The 16,064-nt window shown below is 71.9% G+C and carries 11 protein-coding genes; 4 read left to right on the forward strand and 7 right to left on the reverse strand.

The window, feature by feature from the left end; translation table 11 throughout:
- Nucleotides 1-221: 221 nt before the first annotated feature.
- The 4 genes from pglZ to DDQ41_RS04165 all read right to left on the reverse strand — a co-directional run bounded on the left by pglZ (nt 222) and on the right by DDQ41_RS04165 (nt 10,085).
- Nucleotides 222-3,245 (reverse strand): BREX-2 system phosphatase PglZ, encoded by a 3,024-nt coding sequence (gene pglZ / locus DDQ41_RS04150; RefSeq protein WP_162602614.1) that lies wholly within the window; start codon nt 3,243-3,245, stop codon nt 222-224.
- A complete protein-coding gene (gene pglY, locus DDQ41_RS04155) occupies nt 3,242-7,132 on the reverse strand; it encodes a BREX-2 system ATPase PglY (RefSeq protein WP_109293254.1) in 3,891 nt (1,296 codons plus the stop codon). Before pglY ends, pglZ begins: the two co-directional genes overlap by 4 nt.
- Before the next feature lie 422 nt (nt 7,133-7,554).
- Nucleotides 7,555-9,678 (reverse strand): tetratricopeptide repeat protein, encoded by a 2,124-nt coding sequence (locus DDQ41_RS04160; RefSeq protein WP_109293255.1) that lies wholly within the window; start codon nt 9,676-9,678, stop codon nt 7,555-7,557.
- On the reverse strand, nt 9,675-10,085 hold the full coding sequence (locus DDQ41_RS04165) for a hypothetical protein (protein ID WP_109293256.1): 411 nt from the start codon (nt 10,083-10,085) through the stop codon (nt 9,675-9,677). Before DDQ41_RS04165 ends, DDQ41_RS04160 begins: the two co-directional genes overlap by 4 nt.
- Before the next feature lie 228 nt (nt 10,086-10,313).
- Between DDQ41_RS04165 and DDQ41_RS04170 the strand changes: the two genes are divergently transcribed.
- Both DDQ41_RS04170 and DDQ41_RS04175 read left to right on the forward strand, forming a co-directional pair.
- Nucleotides 10,314-10,583 carry a hypothetical protein gene (locus DDQ41_RS04170; RefSeq protein WP_109297525.1) on the forward strand — a complete coding sequence of 90 codons (270 nt, stop codon included), beginning with the start codon at nt 10,314-10,316 and terminating at the stop codon, nt 10,581-10,583.
- Nucleotides 10,576-11,217, forward strand: a complete 642-nt coding sequence (locus DDQ41_RS04175) for a DUF6879 family protein (RefSeq protein WP_109293257.1) — start codon at nt 10,576-10,578, stop codon at nt 11,215-11,217. Before DDQ41_RS04170 ends, DDQ41_RS04175 begins: the two co-directional genes overlap by 8 nt.
- 317 nt (nt 11,218-11,534) lie before the next feature.
- On the opposite strand, the gene DDQ41_RS04180 is transcribed toward DDQ41_RS04175, so the two are convergent.
- Together DDQ41_RS04180 and DDQ41_RS04185 are read right to left on the reverse strand one after the other, a co-directional pair.
- Complete coding sequence (locus DDQ41_RS04180; RefSeq protein WP_109293258.1) at nt 11,535-12,191, reverse strand: class I SAM-dependent DNA methyltransferase; 657 nt, start codon at nt 12,189-12,191, stop codon at nt 11,535-11,537.
- A 70-nt stretch (nt 12,192-12,261) separates the two neighbouring features.
- The gene (locus tag DDQ41_RS04185) at nt 12,262-12,762 is read right to left on the reverse strand and encodes a hypothetical protein (protein ID WP_109293259.1); all 501 of its coding nucleotides are present in this window, start codon (nt 12,760-12,762) and stop codon (nt 12,262-12,264) included.
- A gap of 572 nt (nt 12,763-13,334) precedes the next feature.
- Between DDQ41_RS04185 and DDQ41_RS04195 the strand changes: the two genes are divergently transcribed.
- Nucleotides 13,335-14,090 carry a DUF6879 family protein gene (locus tag DDQ41_RS04195; protein WP_109293261.1) on the forward strand — a complete coding sequence of 252 codons (756 nt, stop codon included), beginning with the start codon at nt 13,335-13,337 and terminating at the stop codon, nt 14,088-14,090.
- A gap of 18 nt (nt 14,091-14,108) precedes the next feature.
- A complete protein-coding gene (locus DDQ41_RS04200; RefSeq protein ID WP_109293262.1) occupies nt 14,109-14,954 on the forward strand; it encodes a helix-turn-helix domain-containing protein in 846 nt (281 codons plus the stop codon).
- A 74-nt stretch (nt 14,955-15,028) separates the two neighbouring features.
- Here DDQ41_RS04200 and DDQ41_RS04205 read toward each other — a convergent pair whose 3' ends face one another.
- The gene (locus tag DDQ41_RS04205) at nt 15,029-15,892 is read right to left on the reverse strand and encodes a hypothetical protein (protein ID WP_262508347.1); all 864 of its coding nucleotides are present in this window, start codon (nt 15,890-15,892) and stop codon (nt 15,029-15,031) included.
- Between the last annotated feature and the right edge of the window lie 172 nt (nt 15,893-16,064).

The raw sequence follows: 16,064 nt of genomic DNA on the forward strand, positions 1-16,064 counted from the left end.
CGGGCGGTCAGCCGGGCGAAGTGGCGGTACGGCGAAGGGGCGAAATGGCGGTGCGGCGAGGGGGCCCCGCCTCGTGGGTCGGACCGAGGCGCGGCGCCGACTCCGCCCCGAACCGGCGAGATCACCCGGGGACGCCCGCTCGGGGGCACTGCCGGTGCCGTCCTCCTCCGGCCCGGGACGGCGGGAGCGGAGGTGGGGCACCGGCGGCGCCCCGGCTGCCGTCAGCCCGCCCCGAGGGCGAACTGCTCGCGCAGCAGCGCCTCGTGGAGCCGTAGCGTGCGCCCGTCCGGGAGGGTCTCCAGCACCTGAACGCCGTCGAAGTCGAGGAGCTGTCTGAGGACCGCGGCGAAGCCGTCGCCCCGGGTGGTGGGCATGCCCGCTCGCTGGGCGAGCGCGGTCACGGGCAGGGTGCCGCCCGCGTCGAGCAGGGCGGCGAGTGCCCTGTGGACCTGCTCCCGCTGCGGCTTGCGCGCCAGACCGTCGAGTTGCACCCGGTACGTCTCCGAGTCGAGCAGCGCCGTGACGAGCACCTCGGTCCGGGAGACGACGGTCGGGGTGAGGAGGGCGTCGTCTCCCCCGGCCGTCAGCGCCACGTCGAACAGCGCGTCGTGCAGCGATTCGGGGTCGGGCTGCTTCTTGCGGGGTCTCGCCGTCCCCTTCTTCGGATTCTTCGGATTCTGCGGACTCTGCGGACTCTGCGGACTCTGCGGATTCCTCGGATTCCTCGGATTCCTCGGATTGTTCGGAACCACGCCGGCCGACTGAGCCGAGCGCTCGTCCGGCACCGGCTTCCCCGCCTCCTCCGGAGTCCACCAGGGCGGCCGCTGATCCCCCAGCTCCCGCCACCCCGCCGGTGGTTCCGCCCCGAACGGCAGAAAGGCGAGCACCGGGACGGTGAACTCGGCGAGGGAGGCACCGCCGTGGTAGCCGGCCTTGAGGGCGGTGTAGCGGGAGTCCGCGTCCCAGAGCGCGACGATGGACGCGCCGGGCTCCGGCCAGACCACGCGAGGGCCGGTGAGGGCGATCTCCCGTTCGCCGAGCCGGCCGCCGGGCAGGCGGTGCCGCGCGGACGCGGGTTCGGTGGCCGCGTCGGCCTTCGTGCCGTGCCGGTCGACGACATGGCCGTGGTCGCTGGTGACGATGACCGCCATGCCCTGGGCCGCCGCCACCCGGAGCGTTTCGCGTAGGCCGGGTACGTCATCGACCCGCCAGGTGCCGTCGCCGAGCTTCTGTTCCCCGGCGAGGCGGTCGTCGATGGCGTTGAGGACGACGGCGACGTGCGTCCTGCCGTCGCAGAGCGCTTCGGTGAGGGCCGGGCCGAAGGTGCCGCCCGCGGTCTCGGTGCGCAGGTCGTCCTTGTGGAAGACGGCGGCCGGGGCCCCGCCCCACAGCTTCAGCGCGGGGAAGAGCCGCTTCTCGTCGGCCTGGGTGCCCTTGCTCAGGGTGCCGGCGAAGAGCGAGGTCCGGGACACGGCCGTCACGGTGGGGAGGGCGGCGGCCATCGCCCGCCGACGGGGTGTGTCCTGCGCCAGCGGGTCGAACTCCGCCCAGGAGCGGCGCAGTTCCTCGCCTAGTTCGTTGGCGATGGCCGCGCTCATGCCGTCGAGCACGAGCAGCAGCACCCGCCGCCCGTCCCCGTGCCGCACCACGGGCCCGACCACCCGGTCGAGGAAGGTCTCGACGGTGAGCATGCGGCCCGGGTGGGTGCCGTCCTGTGTCCAGCCGGCCAGTGTGCGCGCGAAGGACGCGTCGATCCGCCGCCGCCGGTCCCTGACGCGGGTGCCCAGGGTGTCGTACGCGACCTTGAGCACGGGGTCCGGGTCGCCGCCGGCCTCGATGTGCTCCAGGGCGAGGTCGGCCCAGCCGGTCTCGGTGACGTGCCGCTGTACGGCGTGGCCGACGCTGGGTGCGTCGGTGGACGGGTCGGTGGCCAGCCAGTGGGCGAGGCGCTGCCCCATGCGGGCGCGTTCCACACGGGCGGACTCGTCCGGGCCGGCGGCGAGCCGGTGGTCCGCGAGCCGTCGCAGGGCCTCGGCGGCCGCGGCCGTGTCGGCCGCCGCGAGGGCCCGGCCGACGGCGGTGAACCGGGCTTCCAGTCCTGCGCGCAGCACGGGGCTCGCGGCGGCGGCCGCCTCCGCGCCGAACCGGCGGGCCAGCACGGCGGCCCGGTCGAGCACGATGCCGCCGGTGCGGCGGGCCGCGCGGGCCTGGTCGGCGTCGGTGCCGCCGCCCCGGTGCCCGGCCGCCAGCAGCGTGCTCAGGTACTCCTCGGCGGACCGCCCGAAACCCCGCAGCAGGGCGTCGAGTTGTTCGCCGGCGGCAGGGGGCTGGTCGCCCAGGTAGCGTTCGGCACGCCCCCGGGCCTGATACGTCTCGGGGGCGGGTTCGGCGTGCTGCCACAGGGCCGCGCACACGAGGCCGTAGGCGGCGGCGTCCGCGCCTCGCTCGGCGTCGACGAGAGCGAGCAGGGCGCGTCCGGCGGGACCGGCCTGGTCCTCCTCGCCGAGGAAGCCGGTCAGCCCGGCGCGCTCGGGACCGCGCAGGCCGGGCAGCCGCTCGGGGGCTCCGGGCCGGGTCGACCAGTGCAGCAGGGTCTGGGCGTCGAGCCGGTCCTCACCACCGCGTCGCGGGCCGCTCTCGGTGTCGTGGCGGCCGAGGCGCAGCCGGCGCTGGGCGAGCGCGGTGAGGGCGTACTGCCGGGACAGCCAGCCGCCGGGCACCGGGGGCCAGCCGCCGGGGGGCGTGGCGTCGAGCAGGGCTTCGGCGGCCCAGTCGGCGTCCTTCAGGCGCGGGTCGATCTGCCGGGCGCCGAACGCCTCCCGCACGACGTCCCAGCCGTCGACCGTGCCGATGCGCTGCTTGTGGACGCGGGCGGTGATCGCCGGGTCGAGTTCGTTCTGCTCGCGGTCGGTGAGGACCACGAGGACGGCGGGGCCGGGGCGGCGGCCCGAGAGATGGTCGAGGACGAGTTCGTGGACGGCCAGCGGTGAGGGCGCCGGCGCGACCGCGGCCGTCCGGCCCTCGCCCCAGGCCGGTTCGGCGGGCCCGTCCCACTGCGGGGCGGACCGCAGCAGCACGACCCGGCGCCTGCCCGCGCCGTCCGCGGTCAGGGCGGGGGCGAGGGAGGTCTGCGAGGACAGGTACTGGGTGACGGTGGCGGTGTTCAGCCGGACGGCGCCCGGGGCCGCCGCGGCGGTGTCCGGGGCGGCCCCGGCGGCGCCCGGTGCTGCGGCGGCGCCCGTCATTCGACGACCTTCCAGGTGATCTCGATGGTCGCGTCGGGGTGGCGGGCGGCCAGTTCGGACAGTTCCGCCCGGAGGTCGGCGGCGGCGCGTGCCGCGGTCGTCCGGCGGCCGCCGGCCTTCCGCGCGGTGCCGCCGCCGGAGGAGGCCGGCACGGCGGGCTCCTGGCGGGTGCAGGCGATGCGCGGGTCGCTGGTCGCCGTGTTCAGGGACAGGTCGTCGGCCGTGGGCTGGGGCGCTGCGGGCACGGGCGGCGGGGTGGCGGCGGCCTGGCTGCGCTTCACCAGGGCGACGACCTCGCGCTGGGTGCGGGCCAGGGCGTCGCACAGGTCCGCGGTGCGCTGGTCGTCGCGGGCGACGTTGCGCAGCGAGTCGAGCAGCGCCGCGCCCTCGGGGCCGAGTCCGGCGGCGAGTTCGAGGGTGCTCCAGGGCGCGGAGGCGACGGCCTCGGCGACGCCGCGGGCCTGTTTGACGGAGGTGCCGTACCGGTCGGCGCCGGTCTCGCCCAGGTCGAAGGAGGCGAGGGCCTCCACGGTCTTCTTCGCCCCGGCCGCGCCCTTGCCCGCCTCCGCCGTGAGCGCGTCCAGCAGTTGCAGGGAGCGGCGGGCGAGGGCGAGCCGTCCGGTGTCGGCGGTCTGGTCGAGGCCGAGGAAGGAGGCGTGGGCCTCCAGTTGGTGGACCAGGTCGGCCGCGTGGTCCCGGTGGGCGCGGGCGGCCTCGGCGAGCTGCCGTGCGAACTGGTTGACCATCCGGCCGCGCCGGAGGGCGGGAGCCTTCTGCCCGAAGATCGTCTCGAAGCGCTGCCGTGCGGTGTCCCAGTCGGGCTCGGGGGGCAGCGGCTGGCTGCGCAGCGCGTCATGGTCCTTGACCGCGGGCAGTTCGGGCGCGGGGTCGAGTACGGTGCCGCCGCGCACCCACACCCGGTCGTCCATCTCGGCGAAGGACGCGACCACGAGCCGGGCGAGGAAGTCGGGCAGGCCGCGCGGGTCGGGCTTGTCCGTCCAGTCGGTCAGGGTGATCAGCGACAGGTCGCCGGTGACGCCCTGGGCGCTGGCGAGCTGCCGGAAGTGGTCGGCCCAGTAGCGGGACAGCTCGAAGTAGGCCTCCTTCTGCTGCCCGAGGCGCAGGGGCCCGGCGATCCGCTGCATGAGCCTGCGGTCGGCGGCGGGGACCTCCACCCGCCCGTCCCGCGCCTCGGCGGCGGCCCGTACGTGGGTGAACACCTTGCGGCTGTCGGCGGACTTGACGGCGATGCCGGTGCCGTCGGGGTCGAGGTCGGGGTGCGCCGGGTACTGGTGGGCGAGCAGCCTGCCCGCGATGTGCCGGATGCCGTCGTGCAGGCTCTGCCCGAAGGACAGGGTGAGGCCGTCCACGTCGGGCAGCGGGACGAGGTGGTCGTCGAAGTCGGGCACGACGTCGGCGGCCTGCTTCCGGGCGAGCCCGTACGCCTGCTTGAAGGCGCCCTTGACCTGCCTGAGCAGAGCCTCGCGCTGGGTTTCGAGGAGGCCCTTGGCGCGGGTGCGGTTGTCGGCGTTGAGGTGGCCGGCGTACTGGGTGTCGAAGCGGTGCTCGTCGGCGAGGGCCTTGTCGATGACGACGAGCCGCCGGAAGTCGGCGAAGCGCTGCGCGGACAGGTGGGCGGGCAGCCAGGCGACGATACGGGACCGCTCGCCCTGCTGGCGCTCACGCAGGCGCCGGACGCGGTTGACGTCCTCGACGGGGCCCCACTCGCCCTCGTCGAAGGGGAGGTCGATCGCGATCCGCCAGCGGCCGTCCTCCTGCGGCATCAGGTCGTGGTCGGGCAGCTCGTCCTCGTCGGCGACGTTGCCGAACACGATCTCGGCGGTGCGGGCGGTCCCGCGCCACACGAAGCCGAGCTGGTCGCTCAACCGGCCGTGTTCGACGCCCAGTTCCCGGGACAGCAGGCGCCGGGCGAGGGCGACCCGGTTGCCCGGGTTGTCGTTGACCTGGGCGTTGGCGATGACGGAGTCCACGTCGACGCCGGACAGCTCCAGCCGCACACCGGGGTTGGCGTCGGTGCCGGTCTCCTTGATCTCGGGGAACCGGGCCGCCCACTCGGCGATCTTGTTCTTGATGATGCCGACCTCGGCGCCCGGGATGGGCGCGAGGACCGACCCGTGGTTGAGGGCGCCGAGCCGCCGGACGGTCAGCTCGGCCAGTGCGGGCACGCTGGGCGCGAGCGCCGACAGCAGCAGGGTGCACACGAGCCGGTTGTCACCGGCGAACATGCGGCAGCGGTTGGCGCGCTGCGGGTCGGTGACGGCCTCGGGACGGTTGCGGTACTGCTCGACGTCGTCCTCGGTGATGTCGTGCGAGGTGAGGAGGTAGGGCCGCAGCTTGGTCCTGTAGAGCTTGTCGGCGGCCTCGAAGACGACCTTCAGACTGTCGGTGAACGGCTTGTCGCCGCCCTCCGCGATCACCGGGTAGAGGTCGCCGACCGGGACGAGCTGCCCGAGCCGGATCTCGCCCCGGTGGTCGGCGAGCAGCTGGCCCATCAGCTTCAGACCGGTACGGGAGCGCTGCAGCGCGGACGAGATGTGGACGAGGGTGTCCATGAACGCCGGCGAGAACGGGTACGTCAGCCGGAACGAGTCCGCGTCCGCGCCGGTCGTGCCCTTCTCCGAGCCGAGGAGGGTGTCCCAGACCTGGTGGCCGAGCCGCCTGGTCTGCTCGAAGGCCGCGTCGACGAGGCGTTCCGCCTCGGCGTCCCTCGGCCTGAGGAGGCGGGCGTGGGCGATCTGCGGGAGGTTGCGGTCCTCCAGCGTGATCTTGTCGAACCTGCCCGAGGCGAGGTTCAGGGTGTCCTGGATGGACGACTCGGCGGCACCGGAGACCTCTTCGCCGACGAGTTCCCTCAGGTCGCGCTGGCGGGCGATGAAGGACACGACGGGGATGGCGCGGCGGGCGTCGCCGCCCTCCACGAAGTTCGTGATCTTGCTGGCCTCGCGGGCGACGAACTTCTGGTCGTGGATCAGGGTCGCGAGCCAGAGGATCAGCTCGTCCATGAACAGGATGAGGCCGTCGTAACCGAGCGACTCGGCGTGCTCGGCGATGACGGAGAGACCGGCGTCCAGGGAGACGAAGCCGTGCTCGTCCTCGGCGGCGCTCCTGGCGAAGCCGGGGAAGAGGTTGGTGCCGGCGTCGTTGACCAGCTTGGCGCGCAGCTCGGCCGGGGTGGAGGGGTTGCGGAGGTCGAGCGGGGTGCCCGCCTCGTGGTTCTCCTCGGCGGCGAGCGCTGTGTCCAGGAGTTTCGGGGTCCAGGCGAAGCCCTCGCCCCACTCGTCCTCCTCGCCGTCGTCCGCGTCACTCCCGCCGCCCAGGCCGCGGATGACCGCCTCGTCGCCGTAGGTGGCGCGGTTGGCCCGGATGTCGTCGAAGAGGCCGTCGGTCCGGTACACCTGCGGGGTCGGGGCGTCCGGGTGCAGCTTCCTGACGTGCGTGACGTACCCGCCGAGCACCCGCTGTTCGAGGGCCTTGGCGCCGAGCATGTGGTACGGCACGAGCAGGAACCTCCTGCCGTCCGTGGTCAGCCATTCGTGCCTGTTCAGCACCGGGTCGAACTCGGTACGGGCGCGGGCGGCGGGGTCGCCGCCGAGCAGCGCGTACAGCACGGCCATGAAGTGCGACTTGCCGGAACCGAAGGAGCCGTGCAGATAGGCCGCCTTGGAGCGGTGCCCGTCGAGCGCGGACCTGATCAAAGCCAGCGCCTCGTCGAAGTTCTCCAGCAGCCGCTCGGTGACGACGTAGTCCTTGAGCGCGTTCCGCGCGCCCTCGGGGGTCGTCGCCTCGGCGAGGGACAGCACGAAGTCCGAGGTGGATATGGACTCCTTGATGTCGATGACGTCGCGGAGGAGGGGCGGATGGGCCATGGCGGGTCTCGCTCTCCCTGACGGTGGTCGGCGGTGCTGCCGGCACGCGGACGGGCGGAGCCCACCGCCGGGCCCGAGGCCGGTCCGACTCGTCCTGAACCCCCCGCACGGCCTGCGCACAGCACCCTACATCCGTACTCCCCTCGCCCACCGGCCAGTTGGGGCCATGCATCTGACAGTTGACCGTGTCCGCCGGCCAGTTGACGCCGTTCATCCGACAGTTGCCCGCGTACGCCTGCCAGTTGGCGCCATCCATTCAACAGTTGCCCGCGTGCGCCTGCCAGTTGGCTCCATCCATGCGACAGTTCACCGCGTAGGCCTGCCAGTCGGGGCCGCGTGCGGGGAAGTGGTCCTCGCCCACCGTCCGTGCTGCCGTCCCGCCCCGTCGCAAGCGCCCCGGACGCCATTCACCCCGGACGCCATCACCCCGGCCGGTAGGAGTCCAGCAGCCGGCGGCTCGCGACGGTGAAGGGGTGGCCGGGACCCAGGCCGCGCTCCCTCCGTTCGACGACATCGGTCATCAGCGCGGTCGCCTCGGCCATGTGCCCGAGGGCGGCCCGGGTCCGGGAGAGGAGCTGCCTGGCGGCGAGCACGACGGGGTACTCGGGCCCGAACCGCCGCACATACGCTTCGGCGACCTGCCGGATCCCACGGTCCGCCTCCTCGAAGCGGCCCAGGAGGTACAGCGCCCACGCGTGGTTGTGCCGGGCGCCCAGGGTCACCGTGTGGTCGGGGCCGAGGAGGCGCTCGCACTCGGACGGCAGCGCGAGCAGCGCCCCGCCTTCCTCCGTGACCACGTCGGCGGCGGGCAGCATCTCCAGCAGCCCGGCGCGGGCGCGCAGGGTCAGCGGGTGCGCAGGGCCGAGCGCGGAGCGCCGTCCGGCGACGGTGTCACGGAGCAGCGCGACGGCTTCCTCGCGTCTCCCGAGGTTAGCCAGCACCAGTTGGAGCCCGTAGCAGCTGTCGGCGGTGTCGGGGTCGCCGGCGCCGAACAGACGCTCCTGGATGTCCCGGACCGCGCGTAGCTCCGCTTCGGCCTCGGCGTACCTGCCCAGCCGGAACAGTGCCCGCCCGGCCCTGGAGCGCGCGGCGAGGACCATGCGGTGGTCCGCGCCGAGGTGCCGCCGGGCGAGGTCCGCCGCGGTGCGGGCGGTCTCCCGGGCGGAGAGGTAGTCACCGGTCCGGTGCAGCGCGACCGCCAGCCGCGTCGCGACGGCCAGTGCCTCGGCGGCGGACGCCATGCCGATGTGCCGCAGCACGGCCGGCGCGTGAGGGACCAGCAGGCGCAGCCGCGGATCGTGCGGCCCCGCGTCGGGTGCGGCGGGCACGGCCGCGTCGAGCAGCCGGACGGCTGTGGTGTCGAGGGCGGGCACCAGATCCGCAGGGGTGGCCGCCGAGACGCTGTCGAGCAGGATGCCGTGACTCTGCACGCAGCGCGTGCCCTCGGCGTCGACCAGCTCGGACAGCGACTGGTCGAGGAGAGCCCTCAGGGCCGTCTCGGTGCGGGCACGGGGCAGCACGGCCCCGATACCCGCGTGGTTGAGCACGGCCAGCGGCAACGGCTCGGCGGCGAACCGGGCCAGCAGCCGGAGCAGGGCCGCCGCTTCGGGCAGCCCCCGCTCCTCGAACGCGTCGAGGGTGAGCTGCCAGGTCAGGCCGACCAGATGGCGGGGATCGGCTTGGGACAGCGCCTCGGCTCCCCGGTCGATCAGCCGGACCCCTTCGTCTCCGTCGAGCTGGTCCCCGTAGGCGTCCATCGTCCAGGGGTCGATGACCTGGTGGGAGAGGAAGCCGCCAGCCAGCGTGAGGGCGAGGGGCAGCCGCCCGAGCCGGTCCGCGACCCTTGCCGCCTGTTCCGGAGTCCCGCTGTGCGGTGCGAGATCGCGCAGGACGAGCGCGGCGTCCTCACGGGGCAGGACGCCGATGTGCTGCAACTCGGCGCCGGGCCACCACCGGGCCGCAGCGCGCCGTGTGGTCACCAGGACGGTGCCGCGCGGGCTGGTGCGCAGCCAGTTGCCGTCCCGCAGGATCTCCGGTTCGTCGGTGTTGTCGAGGACCAGCAGCCATGGTTCGGCGGAACGGTCGAGGTATCGCCAGACGAGATCGGCGGCAGGTCTGAGGCCGTTGCGCGCGGCGAGCAGTTCGCCGTCGGCCGCACCTCGGTCGGCGGCGACGGCGAGCATGCCGGCGCGCAGGCTCGCGCGGTCGGCTGCGTTGACCCACAGGCCCACCCGGCCCTGATCCCCGGTGACCTCGTCGAACAGTGCGCAGGCGACCGCCGTCTTGCCCGAGCCGCCCATGCCGTACAGCACGTAGACCCGGCCGCCGCGCTCCGCCCCGACGCTCTCCCGCAGGCGTTCCATCACCTCACCGCGGTCGCGCAGCGCGACGGGGCACCGGCCGACCGCCGGGCGTCGCACCGAGTCCGGTCCGCCGTGCTCCGCACCCTCGCTGCGGTAGTGGTGGTGCTCGGTGATGTGCTGGTCGCCCCGCGACTGGTAGACCCGCCCGTGGTCCTCAGCGTGGCCGTCCGTGCCACCCGTCATCGCTCGGTGATGTGCTGGTCACGTCCCGCCTGGTAGACCCTGCCCTGGCCGGACGCGGTGGCGCGCTGGGTGATCTGCCGGGCGGCCGAGCCGTCGGGGTCGAGTCGGTCCAGGAGCGCGCGCAGCTCCTCGACGGCGGCGGGCCGGGCGACGAGCAGCCGCCGGACCGAGCCCCGCCATTGGAGGCGCAGCTCGTCCAGGGTTTCCCGGTCGTCCGTCGCGATGGCGGCCAGGACGTCCTCGCGTCCGGCCTCCAACTCGGCGGCGACGGTGTCGGCGCGCTCGGGTTGCGTCCGGCGCCAGAGCCGTGTGATCCCGTCACGCATGTGCTGCCAGGCGTCGGTCGCCATCAACGCGACCAGGGTGGTCGCCGCGCTTTGCGCGAGCAAGGCCACTTCCGCGTCCACAGCCGCCCCTCCGTTCACCCGATTCCCCGACAGCGGAACTGAAAGGTGTCACTCGTCAGACGGTGACGTGATCGTCATTGCGGTCGATATCATTCCCGCCCTGAGCGCCATGGAACAAGGAGGAATCAGTCCTCGACAACACCCCTGGGGGCAGGTCATGACACCTGGCCAGGTCGTCGCGCTGCAGGCTACAGTGATGCATCCCGACCGATCGAGGGGGCGATGGGGATGTCCAGGCCGTGGGAAGCGGATCCGGCCACGCGTTTCAAGCGACGGCTGGGAAAATCGCCCCAGGAGCTCGGAAACACCACCGGAACTCCCGACTGCCCTGACATCTGGGAGCTCGCCAACGGCGACATCGCCGTCATCGGCCGGGACCTCACGCAGTCACTCGGCAAGAACCTGCCCGACGGGGTCTCGATCGGATCGGACGAACGACTGGTGGTCATCCCGAGGAACATGCTCATCGCGGCGAAGCCGGACATCCCCGGTGTTTGACTCCTTCCCCGGCGGCGCCTCCGAACGCCTGGACCGCCCCACGTACCACGCCGACCTCGGCCGGATCTACTCCGGCGCCGGGATCGGCTTCCTCAACAAGCTGGAGCGCGGCCAGCACTTCCGGGAGCGTGGCTTCCCGAGTTGGGAGGCCTTCGCCTCAGGCGACTGGGAGAGAGCGCTGACACTGGCCGACGAGAGGCGTGAGGACTACGCGCAGGAGCTGCACAAGGCGTCGCGATCGGGCGTCAGGCACCGTCGGCTCCGCGTCGTGGAATTCCCGGTCACGCCGTATGTGCAGTGGGAATTGCACGTCCTGAGGGTACGTGTGGACGTGGGCGACGACATCAAGGTTCTCGATGCCCGCGATATCGCGGGCATCGAGCGGATTCGGCCCGTTCCGGAGGTCGTCGTTCTCGGTGATGCGGTGATGTACGAGGTCGTGTACGACGATGAGGGAAACGCGGACGGGGCGAATCGCTACACCGATCGGTCACTGATCCGGGAGACGAACGCCGGATTCGACGCGCTGTACGAGCGCGGCGAGGAATTCCGCGAATTCTTCGACCGGGAGATCGCCCCTTTGGAACCGCCGCAGGTGACCGGGATGCCGGGAAGGTCTCGCGGCTCGCGGTGACCAACGGGGCGGGAAGGCGGGCGAGTCCTCCCGCCGGGAGATCACCGCGCCCGGCGATGACGAGACCACCCGCCGTCTCGGGCCGCCACTTCGGCCCTCAGCCGGCCACGCGGGATGCCTCGGCCGCCGACGGGACGTCTCAGCACGGCGAGCGCGTGCGGGACCAGCAGGCGCAGCCGCGGATCGTGCGGCCCCGCGTCGGGTGCGACGGGCACGGCCGCGTCGAGCAGCCGGACGGCGGTCGTGTCGAGGGCGGGTACCAGATCCGCGGCGGTGGCCGCCGAGACGCTGTCGAGAAGGAAGGCCGAGCGGGTCCGTCACGGAGCGACCGCGCGTACCAGGAGCGTCCCGATGTGCCCGGGGTGAGGCGCGTCGAGGACCCGCGCTTCGGCCGTGGCGAACCCGGCCCGGGTGAGCAGGCGCTCCCAGACGGCCGGGCGGTAGCTGTAGCGGTAGGTGAACATCGCCCTCCCGGCGAAGCCCCCCTTGTACATGCCCTGCGGCCCGTACGCGCCGGGGATGGCCGGCGGCTGCGAGAACGCGAAGACGCCGCCGGACCCGAGCCGCCGGCAGACGAGGGGAAACAGGCGGCTCGGGTCGGTGAACCAGGCGGCACCGAAGACCGAGTAGACCGCGTCGTACACCTGCTCGTGCTCGCTCAGGTACTCCAGCACCTCGGAGCACACGAACTCCGCGCCGGTGCCGCCCCAGTGCGCGGTGGTCTTCTCGACCATGACGGGAGACAGGTCGACACCCCGGGCATCGATGCCTCGCCCGGCGAGGTAGGCGAGAGCACGGCCGGTGCCACAGCCGATCTCCAGCACCGAGCGCGGGCCGCCCAGTAGCTCCGGGCCGGGTCCGTGACCGGCGTACTGGGTCCAGCAGAAGCCCGGCTCCGCGTCTTCCTTGAAGGCGGAAGCAGCGAAGGCGTCCCACAGCTCCGTCTCGGCTGCGATGTCGTGGTGTACGGGCAAGGCGATTCCTCTTCGCAGGGGCCGGCCCCTGTCCTTTGGGGGCCGAGGACGGGGGCCGGCGCAGGACCGATCAGTGGCTGTCTGGGACCTTGTTGTCACATGGCGAGCAGTCCGTGCCGTCGATCGCCCACAGCTCCTCGTCGATGTCGAAGCCGATGGACTTCAGGAAGTCCGCCGTGCGCAGGCACAGCCCGTCGCGGCGGCGCTCGATGAACGGGGCGTGGTGCTTGTAGCGGCCCTGGTTGTACGCGTCGCAGAGCGCCCACCATACGGGCGTGTCAAGGATGAGCTGGTGAACGCCGATGTCGACGAGCTTGCCGACACCCAGGTGGACCTCCGGATGCTCCATGCAGCCGACGGTGTACATGACGGCGTTGCCGAGGATGCGTTCGGCCATGTCGCGGACCATCGTGTGGTCGCGCAGCAGCAGGGCCACCTCGCGGTCCCAGAGGGTCATGCCGCCGTCCAGCACGTTGATCGTGAGGTGCTGGATACGGGGCTGGACGGCGTTGAGGAGTTCCTTCGGGTCCCGCGTGCGGGTGGTCACGGGGCGGTCGAGTGTGGTGGTCATGGACTGCTCCTTCGGGGAATGGTCGTGACGTTCGGGTTCGAGCCCGTACCGCCCGCCGGCCTGTCCGGGGCGGGACGGGCGGCACGGGCACCTTGTGGACCCCGCCCTGGCCAGGGCGGCCGGGTGCCCTGGCGGTCGTATCCGTGGCACAGGCAGGTGCAGCGGTGAACGAGCAGGAGTCCGGTGGCGTAGGGCAGGGGAACATCCCCCGTCTGACGGCACTGTCCGTGCACGTCCTGGTATCCGGGACGTGAGGCGACGGCGCACTCCGGGGACAGGGCGGGTGAGGCGGTGCCGGGGCCCGGCGACGGGATCACGACGCCTGCAGGGGAGAGTGGCGCCGTGAGGCCCCTGCGGCTGCGAAGGGAGCGTCGTCCTGCATCTGTTGTACTGCAACCATGAACGGAACGGTAGGGAAGGAGAGCGGCCGATGGACAGGGAAGTTCCCCGAAGTTGCTTGACTTCCGGGGAGAGTTCCCCGAAGTTCCTCATATGGCTCGGCTGAACAGCGCGCACAGACCACCATCCATGGGGAGGCTTGCTGCATCGACCCCCGGCGAAGGGAACAACTCATGGTGCGACGCCTGCGCTTCAACGGGACGGGCAGCGGCGACGACGGATGCCCCTCGGTGCACGAGGACCTCGATTCGGGCGAGGTCATCGTGCACGGCCCGCCCCTCACCGACCCCGAGGACGTCGCCCGGCTCCGACACCTGGGCGAGGGGGAAGTGCCGATCGTGGTGCCGCGAGCACTCCTCGTGGACTGGGGGCCCAAGGACATGACTCGCGAGGCGAAGATCATCGATTTGGACGGCTTCGGTCGGCTCTTTACGCAGTTCGAGCACACAGCCTGGCGGCTGGAGACCCGACGGCGCTACGCATCCGACGAAACCACTGAAACATACGCCCAGTTCACGCGCGGCGAGTCCGTCGACTGGAACGAAAGGGACTCGGAGTGGTGTGCCAACCGTCGCGAGCAGGCTGCACTCGGCAAGCGCATCGAGCGTGTCCGAATCGTCGACAGCCCGCCTACGAACGGTCAGTTGTACCTGCTCGACAACGCACGTCGTAACAGCGCCGTGGGCGAGCGGATCATGAACCTCCGGCGCGCGGAAGCCGACCAGCTCAACCTGCCCTCCGAGGACTTCTGGCTTTTCGATTCGCGCATGGTCGCGCTGCTCATGTTCGACGACGCCGACAACCTGACAGGCGTCGAACTGATCACGGAGCCCGCAGAGGTGGTGCGGTACTCCATGGTGCGCGACGCGGCCATGCATCACGCCGTCCCGTACGAGGAGTTCGCGGCCGGCCTGGCCGTGAAGGAGTAGCAGAGCAGGCGTGTACCGGTGAGCACGGACTACCAGAAGGCGCGCGAAGCCCTCGGCATGCGTCTGCGGGAGCTTCGGCTGTCAGCCCCTGGCGGCAGACTCACCGGTACCGAACTCGCCGACAGGTGCGGATGGCACAAGTCGAAGGTCAGCAAGCTGGAGAACGGCCGGACGACGCCCACGCCAGAGGACCTGCTGAAGTGGGCCGAAAGCACTGGTCGGCCAGAAACGCACGAAGAACTGCTGGCCAGGCTCCGAGGCTTCGAGTCGCACATCCGATCATGGCGTCGGCAACTCGCCGGCGGGCACACGCCCGTACAAGACGCGCGCAACGCCGAGCATGCAAGGACACGCACCTTTCACGCCTGGCAGGGCTCCATGATCGTCGGCGTTCTTCAGACACCGGACTACGCCCGGTCGATCTTCACGCACTTCACGGAGTTGCATCAGGCGCCGAGCGACATCGAAGAGGCAGTCGCGTCGCGTATAAGACGGCAAGAAGCCCTATACGACTCGACGAAGCGGTACCACGTCCTCATGTGGGAAGCCGCCCTCCACGCCAGGATCTGCCCTCCGTCGGTGCTCGCCGCCCAGCTCGACCGCCTCACGGGAGTCATCGGCCTCACCACGGTCGAACTGGGCATCGTTCCGCTTTCCGCCCCCCTCAAGATCCCTCCGGCGACCGCCTTCTGGATCTACGACGACCGCCAGGTGATCGTCGAGAACTGGCACGCGGAGTTGTGGATCGACGACGCGGCAAGCGTCGACACCTACGCGCGGACCTGGAGAACACTCCGCGAGTCCGCCGTGTACGGCGCGGACGCGCGCAACCTCATCAGCGCGGCACGACGGGCGTTGCGCTGACCGCTCGGGCCGGGGAATCACGCTTCGACGGAAGCGTGCGCGGGGATTGCTCTCCGCTTCTCATCCTGGGCGGCCTACGAGGGCTGAGGGCGGTCCGCCGTGGCGGCGGTGCCGTCGGAGGCGGAGCCCTCGGCGGGTTTCGGGACGAAGGTCTCGCGGACCTCCCCACCCTCCACGACCACGACGCGGTGCGCCGGCTTCGCCAAGACCGACTCGGAGAGGTGCTTCTTCAGCCGCCTGGCCATGGGCCGGTAGGTCGTGTAGGTGAGGGTGCCGGACACAGCGGCCCCGAGGACCGGGATGGCCTTCGAGACGCTCTTGGCGAAGGTCTGCTTCGTCATCTGCACACCGATGTAGGCCGCGACCTTCTTCACCACGGGGTAGACGACACCCTGGGTGAGCGCCCTCTGCGGCAGCTTCTTGGCGACCTGCTCCGCCATCATCCCCGCGACCTTCCCCACGGCGGCGTTCGCCGACTGGGTACCGAACATCACGCCGAAGAACAGCGTGAGCATCCCCATGGTGGCGTCGTCGACGTCATCGCCGTCGTCGGAGAACAGGTCGGGCCAGCTGTAGAGGTAGGCGAGCTTCTGCGAGATGCGCAGCATGTGGCCGAAGTACTGGGCCAGGTCGGCCGGCACGGTGGCGGGGAGGGCGAACAGGCCCGGAAGCCCGGCAGCGGCCGAGAGAGCGCTGACCTTGGCGGTCTCGTAGCGGATGGAATCGTCGGCCGCCCGGTTCAGAACGTCGGCGGCGATACCCGCCGCCGCGGGGCTCTCCTCGACCGCCCTGCGGATCTCCTCCTCGGAGCAGTAGCGCGCCAGCGCCTTCCGGAGGTACGCCTCCCGGTGGATCCGCACGCCCGGAAGCCTGGCCGAACCCACCAGCACCGCGGAGAAGCGCGACTCGGGGTTCTCGCTCACCTTGCCCTGATTCATGGCAGGAACCTACAGTAACTCCGCCTTAGAATGGGCTGGTTCGACTCATCTGGTCCGGACCGCCGGGTAGGCGCGGCGGCGGGCCGGTGGGAATGGCCGACGGGGCGGGCCGGTCGCAGCGCGCGGCCCGTGCGGCGCGGTCAGGCGGTCGGCGTTGCCCTGCCCACCGTGG

It is taken from the genome of Streptomyces spongiicola (genome assembly GCF_003122365.1).
GTDB lineage: Bacteria > Actinomycetota > Actinomycetes > Streptomycetales > Streptomycetaceae > Streptomyces > Streptomyces spongiicola.